The sequence below is a fragment of the Taylorella asinigenitalis ATCC 700933 genome (genome assembly GCF_000687755.1).
In the GTDB taxonomy this organism is placed as follows: Bacteria; Pseudomonadota; Gammaproteobacteria; order Burkholderiales; family Burkholderiaceae_B; genus Taylorella; species Taylorella asinigenitalis.
Genome location: NZ_JHXN01000007.1, coordinates 1 through 17,679 on the forward strand (window position 1 = coordinate 1; position 17,679 = coordinate 17,679).

Below are 17,679 nucleotides of genomic sequence, written 5' to 3' on the forward strand. Positions count from 1 at the left end.
AGTAATGCATGTAGCTAACCAGTACTAATTGCCCGAGAGGCTTGATCCTATAACTTTATCAGTGTTATGGGTCGCTTAAATTAGAATATATAGAGAGAAAAACAAAAGAGCAATCTAAGACTCTCAACCCCACCTTGTAGTGCTTCTTCCAAATGGCTAAAGATAAAAAAAGCCATAACCAGTTTGTAGCTTGACGACAATAGCAAGGTGGCCCCACTCCTTCCCATCCCGAACAGGACAGTGAAACACCTTAGCGCCGATGATAGTGGGTGGACACCTGTGAAAGTAGGTCATTGTCAGGCTCTTTTATTCATATACCCCTTATAAAAATAATAACAACCCTCCATATACTCAAAGCCCTCTAAGGTATCTCCTCAGAGGGCTTTTTTGTTGCTTAAAAAAACCGCATTACTAAAAAAATCAGAAATATATCGTAATCACTTTGTTAAAGTATTGTACAGAATATATAATACATGGTTTCATCTTGTATATAAGAGCTACAAGTGGTTACCTAGATAGAGTTTTGTAAGGGTGGTCTATGAATGTTTTAGTTATAAGGGATATTAATTTTAAAAAGAGACTCATATTGCCAGTGGCTTTATTGAGTGCTCTGCTTTCAGGTTGTCAGAGCCAAAGTAAACACTATCAAACTTCAATCGATAGAACAAAATTACCTAATAGCCAATTAATGCAACTAGCTGATCGAACCTTTTATAGAGAGCTGGATAGATTGGATAGGTACTGTCTTAAAGTGACAGATATTAATGGTCAACTTAAATCTAACTCAGAAAATCAAAAATATAACGACCAAATCTGTATGCAAAATATAAATAACTATGTTGGTTCTATGAGGGATGATTCTAAAAAAGTAGACAGAATTTATGTTCTTCTTAATAGTAGAAATAGCTTAACTGCAAATCGTATGGCTAGTAATAAAAGAGATTTGTATATCCAGTCTAATTCAACAGTAGATTCCCAATTAAATGAGCTTTATAAAGAAGATGGTAGGGTTGATGAAATGCTCTACGAATGGTCTCGCGTTAATAGAGAGCTATCAGCTATAGAGAATATCGATACATGTCATCAGATATCCTCTATTCCTCAGAATCAACCTGCACAATACTGGCACGAACAGCAAAAAAATAATGCATGGATTGTCAATTCACCAATCGTAAACACCAGTTGTGATCAATGGACTTTGAATAAGTCATCTACCAGCAACCAAACAAATTAATTTTTAGAGTGCCTATTATGAAGAAGTCTAATACATACATTTTACGTAGTAACTCAAATAAAGTTTTTAAGAAATCTACACTTAGCCAAGCAATGGTATATGCGATAGTTGCATTATCTGCTACTTATTCAAGTCAAGCATTAGCTCAAAATCAGTTAGCTTATCAAAATTCGCAAAACGCAAATCAAGCATACCAAAATCTACAAAATATTCTTAATAGAAAGTCGGGTCAAGATTGGTCAGCTCTTAAAAATGAGCAATATAAACTTCTTGAACAAGGTAGACAAGTAGTTAAACCTTGGGAGCATGAATGGCAATTCGGGTTGAACTATTGGTTTGGTGGATCTTTTGCAAACAAGGGTGAAAAATACAAATCTTATGCTTCAGGTTTTCACACACCCGTAATTAATTCATCACCAATCAAACTAAGCAAATTACCAGAAATTGATGTAAGTCTCGACTATGACCCTAAGGTTAGTAATCGTCTATTAAATAGAGATGAATTAGATCTTGATAAAGATGTAATTATAGGATCATTGGTATTTTCGAAAGCAACGGGTGCATTGCCACCAACAGAATTACCAGATGTTAGACTGAATCCAAATGTAATATTCCCGTCTTTTACCATCGTAACTCCTAAAGCTGAAAATCCTGTTGTGCCGTCACCAGCTCCGCATGTGTATTTGGCATTTTCTGACTGTAATTATTGTCCATATAATCAATTATCAGCCAAGTTTTCTAAGGGTACTCCTTATACCGACCCTGATTATTATGTAATACATCACACTTGGCCCAATAGTTTTCAGAATGAAAATATATTTTTTAAAGCTGCATATATAGATGGAGGTAGTCCTAGTACACCCAATAATCTAGAAAATAAAATGTTGGATGGAACAGCAACTAAATTAATTAATATTGATTCATTTAATGAAGAATCCATCACATTTAATAATGGTAAAACTTTAGGTCGTGCAGATTGGGAAAAGTCTGGTCCTCCTAATGGTTCCAATATTCCTAACGTTTATAAAAGAAGAAATAATCAATATTTCTTTGTCGGTGGAAGTCGAGGTTATGAATATGATCACGAAAAAGGGGGAAGTTTTATTGATGGACACGAATTAAGTTTGTCTGGGCCACTTGTATTCGGTATCACAAAGCAGGACTATCACCATGCATATAATTCAGCAATAAATTATGGCTCAATCACCGATAAGTACGAAAAAGATAAAGACTATGTTATCAATATGCCTGTTGATAGCGAAGGTTATCTTCTAAATACAATCAAATATAAAGATGATCAAGGCAATATTGTTGAAGATTCTGTTTTAGGTAAAGTTGGCGGCCCTAATGAAGGAAAATCCGTCTTAATCGGTCCAAGGCTTCCAAGTACTGTAAATAGTTGGTCTAACTATGATGAAAGCCAAAACTTCTACGAATATCGCATTCGTAAAAGTACTGATGGATACTTAGGATATAAAATCGCCATCGCAAAAATTGAAGAACAAACTGATGTTTATGGTGAAATGCACAATTATGGATCTGTTGATCTTAGAGGCGAGAATAGTGTAGGCCTTTTCGCATATATTCCAAGTCTTTCTTTTTTTGGTAATACTTACCTAATCAATCAAGCTGGTTTAGGGCTTCTCCCATCTAATAACACAAAAGAATATCGTGGTGAGATTCTAATTAGTGGCCATGATTCCTATGCAATGAAATGGTCAGCTCAGGAAAACTCTGGATCCACAAAATATTCAGCCTTCGAAAATAAAGGCTCCATCGTCTTAAGACGTAATCCAGATGGCGTGGATAAAGCCGATCACTCCATCGGCATGGGTATAAATGTAGACCCTGCTATGGAGAAAAATAAATTCGTTTCTCTTAACTACAACACAGCTAAAAATTCACCTACTGGCGTAATTCGTCTTCAAGATAATATCGAAGGCTCAGTAGGCGTATTTATAGATATAGGCACCAATTTCGCTAACCAAGGTATCGTAGAAATTGAGACGCAGCCCGACACTCACGGAGATGGTACTGAACCGCTTTACAATATCGCTTTGTATGCAAAACAGGTCAGTGCCGCTAATAAAGGTTTTCTTAACGCATCTTACAATAGGGAATTTGAAGGCCGCGAATATGAAACTTCGGTAGTCAACGATTTCTCGGGAAAAATTAAACTTCAAGGCTCATATAGTATCGGTATGATGGCTGAGGGGTCTGAAACCGGCTTTTTCACAGCTGCCGATCAAACTCGCAATGCATCTGCAATTAATAGAGGCGAGATTATTAACACCCCATTAGACGGCAAAAATATCCTTGGTATGGTCGCTAAAGATGGTGGTCAAATCTACAATAGCGGAAAAATTAACCTTAGTTTATCGAAGGCGTCGCAAGGCCCGATGGTGGGCGTGATTGTATTGCCAGAGTCTACTGGTGTGCTTCAGGGCGAGACAGTGGTCAACGGTATGAGAACCATTGCTCTGCATAATGAAGGCACGTTTGAGATGAAGGCCCCTGATGCGGGAGTGACGGCACCTGCATTGCCAGAGAATAATTTGACGCTTAGTCCAAGCACAACAAATATCGATATTCCGACTAAGTCCCTTATCAAAGCTAGCGGATCAGAGAGTATAGCAATTTATGCTAAAGGCGAAAATACTGTCACAACCCTCCGCGCTGGCAATGTTGAAGTGACCGACGGTGGTATGGGTGTTTATTCGGACTCGTCCACTATCCACTTGACACCAAGTTCAGAAGGCAGCCTTGTACTCACAGCTACTGGCGAAAACACGCTTCTCTTCGTAAATACGAACAGGCCTGGCACAGTGGATGAACCTACTGGCATATATGATTTAGCGAATCAAAACCCTACAGCTACTAATTACAACACTATCGCTAAAGTTTCTGACGGGGCATATGCATTTTTCTTAAAGAGTGCGAAAGTTGTTCAAGGCAGGGTTATTGGTATCGATAGGTATATGGATAAAATGCTTATCAATTCCAAAAATGATGGCTCTAAGCTTGAGTTAAACCTTGGTGTCCGTGGCAATGCCTTTGCTCTTTATAAACCTCAGGGTGGGGAAATTTATTTATCAAGTATCCCTGACCCTCTAACTGAAACTCCTAACTTTGGTCGCAATCTTTTGATTAAGACTCCATCGGGAGAAACTCGTTATACGTTCTACTCTATCTATCGAGGCTCATTCTTGTATGACCAAGATGTTAACCTAGATATGGATGGATCTGATGCTAGTAGTTTGCCACTTGATGATATTTATAAAATCAATATTGTATCTACATCTCAAGCTTTAAAAAAAGGTTTCACTATTAAAGGTACTAGGTCAGGACAAAAAGGATTAGTAGGAGTTAACTTTGTAGAAGAAATTGAAAATATTAAAGAGATTGGTACTCTCGATGATATCAAAATCATAAACCATGGCAATATACAATTAACTGGTGATTCCGAACCAGCAAAAAGCACATTGGCTATGGCTGGTATCTTCGTAACCCTTAATAATGAAGGTACTATCGAAGTATTAGGAAAACGCAATCTCGGTATTTATTCTGCTAGTGGTAGTGCCGTAACTAATTCAGGTTCAATTATTCTAGATAAGAAATCTGGCGGAATTATCGCTCAAAGTCGTTATAAAGATCCAAGGTATGCTGGTTTAGGTGACGGTGGTATCGATATTACTCATACTGGTACCATATCGACTAAAACTAATGCGACACAACCTGAAAACTTCATAGGTATAATCGCCAAATATAATGATATCCCTGAGAATCAAGGGGCTAAACATAAACGTGTGATTAATAAGGGCACAATCGACTTCTCTAAGGCATCAAAAAGTATTGCGGTCTATCTAGAAAATCTAAATTACACTGCTGATACAAACACTAAAATCAATGTAGGCAAAAGCTCTATAGGCGTTCAGCTTCTTGATAGTAATGCACAAGATGACGGTTCTACAATTACATTCTTCGCCGATGGTGCTGCAGCTTATCAATTCTCTAAAGATAAGGACAATAATAATTTTGTAGGTCGCTCAATAGTAACAAATCCAAATATTGTTATAGATGCGGCTGTAGGTGATGGCATTAATATCGTCTACTCTATCGACGGTGCAGATTTAAATCAAGCAACGAAAGCCGACTTGGACATTGCCAGCATAACAAGTAATAGTCCGAAAGCAGGTTTAAATTTAATCAATTTAACTAAAAAAGCGAAATACACATTTGCAAAACCATTGAGTGCATCTCTTCAGAATTTAAACGAGAGTGTGGTCTTGCTACTTCGTGAAGGAAGTGAAGTTAAGCTAGCAACAGATGTCCAATTAGAGGGCAATAACTCTATGGTCGCTTATGTGACTGATTCTGATAGCCGCATTATTACTGAGAATCCTGTGAATCTTACGCTCACAGGAAACAATAATATGGGCATGTTCTTTCATCATGTGAAGAAGGATGCATTGCCAAATGATATTATCGATTTGAAGGCAAATGTGACTATCAAGGGTGGAGAAAGCGGTATCGGGCTATTCCGTCGTGAAGCGGATTATGAAGCTGATGCTAGCTTTATAAGTCGTGGTAGTCTCGTTATGGAATCTAAAGGTACCAAAGCACTAGGTGCACGCAATGTTGGTACATTAGAGCAACATGGAGAAATCTCATTAAAAGCTGATGAAACCATCGGTATATTGCCACTTGAAGTTGGTACTATATCGATGAATAAGAAAATTTTAATGGGCACATTCGCTAATAGAATTACTGATAGTATAGGTGTTCAATCTTTAAATCTATATAATCTTAGTATTGCTGCTAGTAGTGGCATAGAAGGATATGGAGATGGCTTGATTGGGCTTGTCTCTTATATAGACCCTCAAGCAGACCAAGATATCGTATGGAATAATGCAGGCAAAATTTCTCTTGAAGGCGAAAATAATGCTGCTGTTCATTTAACAGGAGCCGCAGAGGGTAATGTAAATAATCACACAGGCGTATTTACAAATACTGGAGAAATCTCTATTGGAGATTTACCAGATAATGCTCAACACCCATCAGTAGCCATTTATTCAGATCGCAAATACTATACGATCAACAATAATGGGTTGCTAAAAGCAGGGAAAAATGTTGTTGGCATAGTTGGTCATGATATTAATTCAAACAATGCTTCTGAATTAAATATTGGAACTAAAGGGACCGGTATCATTGCCACAGGTAATCTAAACTTAGAAGGCAAACTCGTGCTTGCTGAGGGTGAAGATTCTATAAGCAAACAAACGGTTGGTGTGCTTCATCGAGGTATTGGTACAAGCGTAACTCTTAATCATAGTCCTATTACGCAAGCGGATTATTCCATCCCTTATGTTATAAGCGGTTCTAATAATACAGTGACCGTGAATACTCCATCTAGCCAACTAAGTCACGGCTCTATATTCTTATATAGCGACAGTCCTGACTCAAGCATAGTAGCTAAGACAAACATTACTACGACTGCACAAGCTTTTGACGGACCAAATAGCAAGGGACGTAATTTAGGCTTTTTTGTGGCTGGTGACCTTAAATCTAGTGGCAATATTGATATGAGCAATAGCTATTGGAACATTGCCATCCTATCAAGAGGAGAGCTAAACAATACGAAATCTGCCATTAATGAAGGCACAATTAAACCAGGACTTTCGTATGTGACTAGGGTTGAAGGCGAGCGTTCATTGTATAGCATAGGTATGTTTGCTCTAGGCGGTGCAACTCATACTGGGCATGTCGTAAACAATGGCTCTATTGAGATTGATGCTGCTGGAAGCATTGGTTTAGCGGCAGCTGGGGCTGGATCTACGGCTATTAACAAAGGCATGATTAAAGTAAATCAAAGTGCTACAGGTGCTATAGGTATGTACGCAGCTGAAGGTGCAACTATTGAAAATAGCGAAACTGGCGTGATTGAACTACATGCTAAAAACTCTATCGGTATGTACGTTAAGGGCGGTGCATTGCTTAAAAACTATGGTCGCATAATCATAAAAGAGACGGCTGAGGAAGCGGCAGATATTGTAAACAATGGCGGAAGCATTGCATCTGATAGTAAACCTGGAGAATATGAAAATTCAAATGGCTCAGGCTCAAAGTACGATGTTAATGTTGAAATTGGAAGTCATACAGAGAGATTGAATATCGATAAATTAGCTGCGGGCCGTGTGGTAAATGTAGCTGTTATTCCAAATGCAATGGACCCTAACAAGATGGTAGAGATTACTGATCCATTGGAGGGCATTGAGACTTTGACACAAGACGAGATCATTGCCAGATTAAATGGATATAATGCTCCTGCTGCAAACTTTGGTAAACCTGAAGATCTTGCTATGTACGTAGATACTTCTGGTAAACGCTTTACTAAGCCTATAGAAAACTTAGTATTAGATCCACAGGGCGAAAAGGCAATGACTTTAGTGGTGGGTACGGAAGCATCTGTGCATACTAATAGCAAAGTAATCGAAGTGGATGCATCTATTATTGAGCCATTCAATCAACAGATTTTAAGCACTTCTCCAAAAGAGGTTTATGTTAAGACTGATGCCTTGCATTGGGCTGCTGTAGCCAATTCTGCGGATGCTGGTTCTAAATTGGGCAAAGTGTATTTAGTTAAATTACCTTATGACCATTATGTAGATAAAGGAAACAAACATCATAACCTGCTTAAAGGATTGGAAGATAGATATTCTGATGTTGAGCTTGATTCTAAAGAAAAACAAATCTTCAACAAGATGAATCTATTTAGAGCATCTGAGCTTGGTTTATTTATGCAGGCGGTTGATGAGATTTCTGGGTATCAGTATGCTACACAAAATCGTCGATATACAGAGACTAAAAACTTATTCGATCGAGAATTTAATCAAATCCTTGATTGGGATACAAGTACTAAACATGCGACTAAGCTTAAAGTGTTTGGAGAATACAGTGAATTTAACACTGATGAAGCAGGTTTATTTAGTCATAAGAGAAATGCTCGTGGCTTTATGCTTGTGCATCAAAAAGAGACTGTTAAGTTAGGCGATAAGGCTGGGCTATTCTTTGGATATGCACGCGATAATATCAAATTTAATGATATGGGCGGAAGTAAAGAAGATGCTCAATCTCTATACTTCGGCATGCATTATGCGAAAGGCTTTGGCCATAACAGAGAAAGCATATTCTCATTGCGTTTAGGCGGAGAGGCAAGCATGCGTGAGATGGAACGTAAATTTGTTGTCTCAGGTGAGAAATTCCAAAGCACAGGCGAAAGCCAAATGATTGGTGGCTTTGTGGATATGAATTATGCGTGGAATAAGCGTGTAAGTCCTAATTTGTTAGTTAGCCCATCAATTGGTCTTGATCTTGGTGTTAGAAAAATCTACAAATTCAGTGAAAGTGGTGACCTTCGTTTATATGTGAATGAGGCGACTTACTACACCTTGAAACCAAAAGTAGGTTTCGGTCTAGAACATCAAACTGAGTTAGCTGATGGTCGTGTTGTTAATCGACTAAACGTGACTGCTGGTTATGATTTTGCATACAATCGTGATCCAATGCAAGTTCGTATTTCACAAGCGAAAAACGATTGGACTGACTTGAGTAAAGATAATAAAGGGGCTTTAGATATCGAGATTCTTGGACGTACAAGTCTTGAGAAACGCCATTGGGGTATCGGAGGATTCGCTGGAATTAAACCTACTACAAAACAATGGACTGTTGGTCTAGAAGGAAAAATTAAATTCTGGTAGTAGGATAAGGGTCCTGAGGCCAGCTCAAAGAAATTCTTGAGTTGGCCTATTTTGGTGCCTTATGATTTTTTTTAGAATTCTATGGACTTCTTACTTCAAAAGGTCCAAACGTGTTCTACATACCTACGGGGCTAATACATAGTCATAAGAGGCTTTAAAGCCTCTTTTTTGTTAGAATAATTTTTTCAATTCTTATTTAGCAAATGCAACTTTCGCATCTTAAAGATATCGATCGCAACCATATTTGGCATCCTTATACTTCTATCACTAATCCTCCGATAATCTATCCAGTTTCTCATGCAGAGGGAGTGTATATCCACCTCGCAGACGGAAGAAAATTAATCGATGGGATGTCTTCATGGTGGTGTACTATACACGGGTACAATGTGCCTCAACTCAATGAAGCTGCCTGCAAACAAATCGATAAGATGAGTCATGTTATGTTTGGTGGGTTGACGCATGAGCCTGCAGCACAGCTTGCAGAGCGGCTTTTGGGTCTATTGCCTAAGCAGCTGAATAAGATTTTCTTTGCAGATTCTGGGTCAATTGCTGTTGAAGTTGCGATGAAGATGGCTATTCAATTCCACGCCGCACACGCAGCCTCACCCATATCCGAAGCAGCATCCGCGCCCATGCGCACTAAATTTGCGACCATACGCTCTGGCTATCACGGCGATACATGGCACGCGATGTCAGTATGCGACCCTGTAAACGGAATGCATGGGCTGTTTGGAAGTTCATTGCCAGTACAGTTTTTCTTGCCGCAGCCTAAAAGTAGATTCGGGCACGAATTCGACCCACACGACATAGAGCCACTGAAGAGCCTGCTTTCAGAGCATTCACACGAAATTGCTGCTTTGATTTTAGAGCCTATCGTGCAGGGTGCGGGCGGTATGTATTTTTATAGTCCTGAGTATTTGCGAGCTGCAGCCACTCTCTGCAAAGAGCATGGTGTTTTGCTAATATTCGATGAAATCGCAACAGGTTTTGGCCGCACGGGACGCATGTTTGCACTTGAGCATGCACAGGTGGTTCCCGATATCATATGCATCGGTAAGGGCCTCACAGGTGGCTATATGACGCTCTCAGCTACTATCGCACAGGAACATGTCGCACAAGGCATATCGCAAAGCCCATCTCCTGCGTTTATGCATGGGCCTACATTCATGGCCAATCCACTCGCTTGTGCCGTCGCATCTGCATCCATTGATCTCTTGCTAGCATCTCCTTGGCAGGACCGCGTTCACAATATCGCGGTGGCAATGCTCTCGCATCTCTCCACTCTCTCTAATACCAAAGGTGTAGCCGATATTCGAGTTCTCGGTGCTATCGGTGTCGTAGAGCTCGATGAACCTGTTGATATGCAACGCATACAGCCTATGTTTGTGGATGCAGGTGTATGGATTCGCCCATTTGGCAATCTCGTTTATATTATGCCCGCATATGTGATATCAGAGGATCAATTGAGTCGCTTGTGTGAAGCCCTAGTAGGTGTTGTCCGTGAGTATTTACAAAACTAGACTAGAAGAACTAGAGCTGATGGGGCGAGCGAGAGTATTGCCACATCCAGAGGCCATTGCAAGTGCTCGCATAAATCTCACATCGAATGATTACTTAGGCATTGCCACCGATATAAATTTGCGTAAGCAATTTTTAGAAACTCTGACACACGAAACCCTTCTGGGTTCTACATCCTCACGTCTTCTTACGGGCAACTCACAAGCCGCAAACCAGCTTGAGGCTACGATTTCCGCACTTTATGCAAATGCCTGTCTCCTCGCAAATAGCGGCTATCATGCGAATATTGGGATATTGCCTGCTCTCGCAAATAAAAATTCACTCATTCTTATGGATAAGCTTGCTCATGCGTCTCTAATCGATGGGGCACGCCTATCAGAAGCTCGTCTGCTTCGCTTTAGACATAATGATATGCAGCATCTTAGTCAGCTGCTTGAGCAAAATCACGCACAGTATGAGCAAGTGTTTATCGTGGTTGAGAGCCTCTATAGTATGGACGGCGATTTTTGTAATTTGCAAACGCTTGCAGAGTTGAAACGCACATACGCAAATGTCTCGCTTTATGTCGATGAAGCTCATGCCGTGGGCATCTACGGAGATCGCGGTCTTGGCTATTGCGAGCAATGCGGCGTTCTTGAGGATATCGATATTCTTGTGGGCACTTTCAGCAAGGCGTTCGGTTCCTATGGTGCCTATATTATCTGTTCGCAGGAGCTGAAGCGGTTCTTGGTGAATTCAATGCGATCATTGATATTTACGACTGCATTGCCACCGATTACGTATGCTTGGAGTGATTTTGCTGTGAATGCAGTGTCCGCACAGGATTGGCGGCGAGCGAAATTGCTTAAAGCGGCGGCCACAATGCGTAGGGCCCTCTCTTTAGGTGGCAATGCCTCCCATATCATCCCCTTGATTTTAGGCTCGGACGAGGCGGCTGTGAGACTATCGAAAACCTTACGTGATGCGGGATTTTACTGTTTGCCAATACGGCCGCCCACTGTGCCTGAGGGGACCTCACGGATTCGGTTTTCGTTGACAGCGGATGTGGAAGAAGATGATTTGCAGCAATTAATTGAGTTTCTTAGAAATGAAGCGGCGATTGATTAAGGGGGCATTACCATCGGAGCGATTGATTTTGTATTTCGCAGGATGGGGAACAGGGCCTGAGTTAGTAGAACATCTGGTAGTACCAGAGGGCTTTGATGTGCTCTGTTTGTGGGATTATCGGACGGTGGATGAAGGCGTAGGCATTGCCACAGGGTATAAGGAGGTGCATATTATTGCGTGGTCGCTTGGTGTGCTCATGGCCAATACTTTGTGTGCAAATATGTCTATAAGCTCTGCGTGCGCAATTAATGGCACTTTGCGGGCCATTAATTCTGAATATGGACTGGATCCGCAGCTATACCAAGATATGATGTACTCTTTGGATGAGGGACAGCTTCAGAAATTTAATAAACTTATGTGTCTGACTAAAGAGTCGCTTAACTTTTTCGAAGCTCGCAATTTGCGTAATCTGAATGAGAAGCGGTCGGAACTTAAGGCTATATATGAAGTTGCGATGGGCAAGCAAGGCAATCCTATAATGTGGACGCGTGCTATCGTGTCAGATAAGGATTATATTTTTCCTTCACGCAAACAGCTTGCAAGTTGGCAATGCTCCCGCAACACCCTCATCGATTCTAATCCTTACGGCCATATGTTTTTCGATAAAGTTAATTCATGGAGTGAATTGCTGGGATGAATATTATCGATAAATCACGCATTAGGTCTAAATTTGCAAGTGCAATTGCGACTTATGATACGCAAGCAATAGCTCAGAAAGCGGTAAATGCAAGGCTTATTGAAATTATAAAGGAATATGGAGGCACCCAATTTAATAGTGTTTTAGAACTCGGGTGTGGGACAGGTGATTTTAGTGTGCGACTTGTGGAGTCTTGTTCTGCAAAAAAGTGGGTCTTCAATGATTTAATTGCTGATATTGAAGATATTATTAGAGGCAAGCTGCCTTTAGTAGATTTTAAATTTATATGCGGTGACTCTGAATTTCTTGAATTTAATGATAGATTTGATTTAATTGCTAGTGCTAGTACGGTTCAGTGGTTTGAAAATCTGGAGGCTTTTTTAATCAATTTAAATGACCATCTTAATAACAATGGCTTACTTTTAATTAGCACCTATTTACCTGATAATTTAAAGGAAATCCAAACGCAAACTAGTTTAAGTTTGAACTATTTATCAGAAGAGAAAATTTTAAACGCTCTTAGAAAACGCTACGAGTTGTTGTACTATGAGCCTCTTAAAGTTCAACTTGAATTTGATTCAGGAAGAGATATGCTTAATCATTTGAGAGAAACAGGGGTAAATGCAGTTTCCGATAAATCTTTTTCGCTATCAGATACTAGAAAATTAATAAAAAGGTATGAAGAAGCGAGTGCATTGCCAAATGGAAAATTCTCTCTTACATACTCGGCTTTTTTATTTTTAGCTAAGAAATTATGAACCCAAAAATTATTTTTATAAGCGGCATTGATACTGATGTAGGTAAGACTTTTTACACAGGTTATTATGCGAAATGCCTTATGAATATGGGACGTGGTGTAATCACGCAAAAACTTGTGCAGACAGGCTGTGAGGGAGTTTCGGATGATATTCGCACTCATCGTCGCATTCAGGGAATCGGGATGATGCCAGAGGACTATGAGGGACTGACCTGTCGCTTTATTTATAAATATCCATGTTCACCCCATATGGCTATGGCTCTAGAGAACAGACCTCTAAATTTAGAGCAAATCTATAAGGACACTTTGGAGCTTTCTAAAAGTTATGAATATGTTCTTTTGGAGGGGGCAGGGGGGCTTATGGCACCATTAACAGAAGAAGTGATGACACTCGATTTTATTGCCACCTATAAATTGCCAGTAATTTTAGTGACCAACGGGAAACTTGGTAGCATTAATCATGCACTATTAAGTCTTATGGCATGCGATACTATGGGCATACAAGTACAAAAAGTTGTATTTAATAAGTATTTGATGTTTGACCCAAAAATCACTAATAATACGATCGAGTTTTTAAGGGGCTATATAGAGAAAAAATACCCTCAAACTCAATTTGAAGAATTCGAGGGCATTGATATAAATTAAGCCACAAATAGTCTAATAAGCAAAAAATAACCCGCAAACTCTTTAAATAGAATTTGCGGGGCTATCAATCAACTAAGTATGAATTAATAGAAGTGCTTAAGGTTTAATAGCAACTTTAAGAACACCATCACGTTGATTCATGAATAAATCATAAGCTTCAACGATATCATCTAGTTTATATTCGTGAGTTACTAGAGGTTTAAGATCAACACGACCACTATCAACTACTTTAAGTAGACGACGCATACGTTCTTTACCACCAGGGCAAAGAGCAGTATTGATTTTGTGATCGCCTAGACCTGCTGCAAATGCACCAAGAGGGATAACTAAATCTTCAGAATACACACCAAGGCTAGATAAAGTACCACCTGGTTTTAAAACTTTGAGTGCTTGCTCAAATGTTGTTTGAGTACCAAGACATTCGATTGAAGCATCTGCACCGCGACCTTTAGTGATTTTCATAACTTCATCGATAACGTCTGCATTACGGAAGTTAATAGTAACGTCAGCACCTAGTTTTTTAGAGATAGCTAGACGCTCATCATTTCCGTCAACGGCGATAATTGTAGAAGCACCAAGAAGCTTAGCACCTGCAGTTGCACATAAACCAATTGGACCTTGAGCAAAAACTACAACGAAGTCACCAATGCGAATATTCGCATTTTCTGCACCTTTAAAGCCAGTAGACATAATGTCTGGGCACATTAGTACTTGCTCGTCAGTTAAACCTTCTGGTACAGGTTCCATATTAGCTTCAGCATCGGGAACTAAAACATATTCAGCTTGAGTACCATCAATAATATTACCGAAACGCCAGCCAGCTGTAGCTTTATAACCGTGGCAAGAGCAAGTACCATCAGCTGTTAAGTATGCACCGTCTTGTGATGGAACGCCGTCTTGGCAAGGATAAGAAATAAAACTAGGGCAAATCGCACCTGCAATAACGCGTTGGCCTTCTTTATAACCCTTAACGTTAGAACCTAGTTTTTCGATAATACCTACCGGCTCGTGACCAATAGTTAGATTTTTTTCTACTGGATACTCACCTTTATAGATATGAATATCAGTACCGCAAATAGTAGTAGTGGTGATCTTAATAAGTGCATCATTAGGACCAACATCTGGAATTTTTTTATCGATTAGTTCGATACGATTTTTTTCAACAAAAACCGCTGCTTTCATCATAGTCATAGTCAACCCTCCTAAGGTTTGCTATTAATCGGGTCTTATAATTATTACAAAATACACGCAAAAGTACAAATTACACAATTGCTTACATTTTATTTATGTACGGTGAGCATTTTTTTGTAATGTTGGCAATGCAAGTGCCTTATAATTTTAAGTTCACTTCAACACCGCATTAATATCTGTCTAGTCAAGCACATACTTTTTAATTAACTTTAAGCATAAAAATTTAAACGGATTTTGTACCAATTTGTAAATTTTGTAACGAAATGTCTATAGGTCTTTTGACGTTAATTTCATTGAAATAATTCCCCAATAATATGGTTTTATTTGGAAGGCAAGGGGTGGTATGTGTATATAGAAAATTTAGAAATTTTTAAATCTGTAAATCTGTTTAATGATTATTCTTCTCCTGATATGAAGTGTGGAGATTTAAATTTAGAAACTCTGCTTTCTAAATTTAAAATAATTAATCCATCTCAACTCTTAAATCCCTACACTGGACAGCTGTTTCAACTGGACCCGAACCCTATAACTGGATTTAAAAACAAACTAAGAAAAAAGTTGAATACCCAACAAATTACTGAAATGTTATTTGACGAATTTCGACATTTCGTTGGTTATTATTCTATGTTTGGATTAGGAGGACCATCCACAAGGATAATATACAAATTGATAGATAGATTTCAACAAAATTCATACGCTCCGTTCAATCATCCCGACCTAGATAGAATCTATAGATCTCGTATATATAAGGATGCAGGTGTTCCTTTATCTAAAGATGGATATTTAAGTATTTCTCATTTTGAATTTATCTTGAAAAACAATCTTAATATTTCAAGAAATGAATTAAGGGATTTACTTGAAAAAGCAGTGAGAAGAAAGACTTTACCTAAATTTAATTCGTTCTGGGACTACTTTAATGGAACTATAATTTCTATTCATGACATGCATGCAACTAGGATAGTTATTAAACATTTAGATATAAATAAAAATGGGTACGATGGGGTGATAGGATTCTATGCTCAAGATCATTTCGGTTTGGACGATAATGATGTTCTTAAAATTCCTCAAAATTATATACAACCCTTTGGAATATGGTTTCTCCTTCAAAGATATGAAAAATTTGCTTTCAAACCATTTTTATTTAATATGCAATCAGAAATAAAAATACAAAAAAGGTTGTGATATGTTCAAATTTATTTTGAAATTATTTATTCTGGTTTCATTGATATGGCTCGGAGTAAATGCATACTATGTATTCACAGCCGAAAAATTAGATGCTCTTTATTTCATCAAGTTTAAAGTAATTCATAACGGTTCCTACAAGCACCCCATAAAAAACTCTTATGATTTAATATTGAACAGAAAACCCTATTCAATGAATAGCTATATTAAGTGGTGGGATAGTTATTATTTAAAAATTATTAATGAAATTGAATTTGACGACGAAAAAGAAATAACCGTGTGGTTAGCTGAAGGCGGTCTAGTAGAAGCCCCAGATAATTATAAGCTCGATGGTATTTTTGCCAATGATGGGGATTATTACTGTTTTGATGAAATTAAATCTCCAAAGTGCTGTGTGTCAAAATCTAATTTATTCGGTGTTATATATATCAAAAAGGATGGGAACTACGAACTTCATAGACCTGATGCATCAATAATTGAGCCTTATTTAGTTTATGATTCTAAGTCGGGGAAGATTATTGATCCATACGCAAAAAATCTTAGGGTATTTAAGACAAATTTTTGAGCATCATTTCAGATTACCGAATTCAAAAAATCATCTCATCTAATTTAAGTAAAGTGGCTACTCCTAATAATATGAAAAGTAATGCCGCTACATACCTAATTGTTTTAAACCGCAATTTCTGAGACATCTTATGTCCAAAATAAACCGCTGGTACATTTGCGATCATTAATCCTGTAGTTGTTCCCATAATTACTGCCCACGCAGGATGATATTTGGCAGCTAATCCAATTGTCGCTATTTGAGTTTTATCGCCCATCTCCGCAAGAAAAAATGCAACCAATGTCACAACGAATGCACCGTATTTATTCCCCCGTGACTTTATTTCACCATCGTCAAGTTTATCGGGAATGAGAGACCACAAGCCCATAACCACGAAAAGGCCGCCAATAATATATCTTAGAGTTTCAGGTGAAATCTGTGTTTGGATCCATACACCAACAGCTCCAGCGAATGCATGATTTAATACTGTGGCAATAAGAATTCCAGTCACGATGGCAATAGGTTTTTTATATCGTGCCGCTAGCAATAGTGCAAGTAGCTGTGTTTTGTCGCCTATTTCAGCGACAGCCACTAAAAAAGTGGATACAAGGTAAGTGTTCATAGTGGTGCTTAAGTGAAAGAAATCATATTAGCATCGCAGAAGTAACAAAATATTTAACTTACGTTTTAACAAATATGTGGTAAATCAAGATGAGAATTACTATCATATAGATTTTCATTTTAGGGGACCTTATGAAGCCATATGTTATATGCTCTGATAAATAACAATATCGATGATATAGTCTTTTTGTACCCGTACTACGAGGCATTGCCACCTGAAGCTAAGGAGCCGATTGTTCAGTCGTGGGCAGGAGGGCTTACGACTCAATTTGAGCCCTCAAAGCACTTTAAGAATTCGATGGAATTGGCTTCTTTAATAATGTCCAAGTTAACCACGACTATGAGTGAGGTGCCACCATTTGGCATAGAAATATACACTATGCGGGTCTCACCCCAATGATAAATTACACCTACCATAAAGCGAAAAGCAATGTGCAGTTATATTCTTATAACAAGATCAATCTTTATTTTCAGTGAGCAAAAGCT

The 17,679-nt window shown here is 38.7% G+C and carries 13 protein-coding genes and 1 rRNA gene; 12 read left to right on the top strand and 2 right to left on the bottom strand.

Going from position 1 to position 17,679, the window contains the following annotated elements; all coding sequences use genetic code 11:
• Window positions 1-189 precede the first annotated feature (189 nt).
• From rrf to bioD, 8 genes are all read left to right on the top strand, one after another.
• Window positions 190-302, top strand: a 5S ribosomal RNA gene (gene rrf, locus T432_RS0104885).
• Window positions 303-538: 236 nt separating this feature from the next.
• Window positions 539-1,234, top strand: a complete 696-nt coding sequence (locus tag T432_RS0104890; protein ID WP_028884397.1) for a hypothetical protein — start codon at window positions 539-541, stop codon at window positions 1,232-1,234.
• A gap of 17 nt (window positions 1,235-1,251) precedes the next feature.
• On the top strand, window positions 1,252-8,991 hold the full coding sequence (locus tag T432_RS0104895) for a pectate lyase-fold domain-containing protein (RefSeq protein ID WP_248646279.1): 7,740 nt from the start codon (window positions 1,252-1,254) through the stop codon (window positions 8,989-8,991).
• Between the two features lie 203 nt (window positions 8,992-9,194).
• Entirely contained in the window at window positions 9,195-10,511 is a 1,317-nt protein-coding gene (bioA, locus tag T432_RS0104900; RefSeq protein WP_028884399.1) for an adenosylmethionine--8-amino-7-oxononanoate transaminase, read from the top strand.
• Entirely contained in the window at window positions 10,492-11,616 is a 1,125-nt protein-coding gene (locus tag T432_RS0104905; RefSeq protein ID WP_028884400.1) for an aminotransferase class I/II-fold pyridoxal phosphate-dependent enzyme, read from the top strand. The genes bioA and T432_RS0104905 overlap by 20 nt, the downstream gene beginning before the upstream one ends.
• Window positions 11,597-12,253 (top strand): DUF452 family protein, encoded by a 657-nt coding sequence (locus T432_RS0104910; protein WP_028884401.1) that lies wholly within the window; start codon window positions 11,597-11,599, stop codon window positions 12,251-12,253. Before T432_RS0104905 ends, T432_RS0104910 begins: the two co-directional genes overlap by 20 nt.
• Window positions 12,250-13,011 (top strand): malonyl-ACP O-methyltransferase BioC, encoded by a 762-nt coding sequence (gene bioC, locus T432_RS0104915; RefSeq protein WP_028884402.1) that lies wholly within the window; start codon window positions 12,250-12,252, stop codon window positions 13,009-13,011. The genes T432_RS0104910 and bioC overlap by 4 nt, the downstream gene beginning before the upstream one ends.
• Window positions 13,008-13,655 carry a dethiobiotin synthase gene (gene bioD, locus T432_RS0104920; protein WP_028884403.1) on the top strand — a complete coding sequence of 216 codons (648 nt, stop codon included), beginning with the start codon at window positions 13,008-13,010 and terminating at the stop codon, window positions 13,653-13,655. Before bioC ends, bioD begins: the two co-directional genes overlap by 4 nt.
• Before the next feature lie 96 nt (window positions 13,656-13,751).
• Here bioD and T432_RS0104925 read toward each other — a convergent pair whose 3' ends face one another.
• Complete coding sequence (locus T432_RS0104925; RefSeq protein ID WP_014110967.1) at window positions 13,752-14,846, bottom strand: NAD(P)-dependent alcohol dehydrogenase; 1,095 nt, start codon at window positions 14,844-14,846, stop codon at window positions 13,752-13,754.
• 345 nt (window positions 14,847-15,191) lie between these two features.
• Here T432_RS0104925 and T432_RS0104930 point away from each other — a divergent pair, with 345 nt between their 5' ends.
• Together T432_RS0104930 and T432_RS0104935 are read left to right on the top strand one after the other, a co-directional pair.
• Window positions 15,192-16,028 (top strand): DUF3289 family protein, encoded by an 837-nt coding sequence (locus T432_RS0104930; RefSeq protein WP_028884404.1) that lies wholly within the window; start codon window positions 15,192-15,194, stop codon window positions 16,026-16,028.
• Window positions 16,029-16,221: 193 nt separating this feature from the next.
• Complete coding sequence (locus T432_RS0104935; protein ID WP_248646280.1) at window positions 16,222-16,593, top strand: hypothetical protein; 372 nt, start codon at window positions 16,222-16,224, stop codon at window positions 16,591-16,593.
• A gap of 22 nt (window positions 16,594-16,615) precedes the next feature.
• On the opposite strand, the gene T432_RS0104940 is transcribed toward T432_RS0104935, so the two are convergent.
• A complete protein-coding gene (locus T432_RS0104940) occupies window positions 16,616-17,194 on the bottom strand; it encodes a TMEM165/GDT1 family protein (RefSeq protein WP_028884406.1) in 579 nt (192 codons plus the stop codon).
• Between the two features lie 141 nt (window positions 17,195-17,335).
• Here T432_RS0104940 and T432_RS0104945 point away from each other — a divergent pair, with 141 nt between their 5' ends.
• Both T432_RS0104945 and T432_RS08675 read left to right on the top strand, forming a co-directional pair.
• The gene (locus T432_RS0104945; protein ID WP_028884407.1) at window positions 17,336-17,593 is read left to right on the top strand and encodes a hypothetical protein; all 258 of its coding nucleotides are present in this window, start codon (window positions 17,336-17,338) and stop codon (window positions 17,591-17,593) included.
• Window positions 17,590-17,670 (top strand): hypothetical protein, encoded by an 81-nt coding sequence (locus T432_RS08675; RefSeq protein ID WP_081799298.1) that lies wholly within the window; start codon window positions 17,590-17,592, stop codon window positions 17,668-17,670. Before T432_RS0104945 ends, T432_RS08675 begins: the two co-directional genes overlap by 4 nt.
• Window positions 17,671-17,679: the final 9 nt, after the last annotated feature.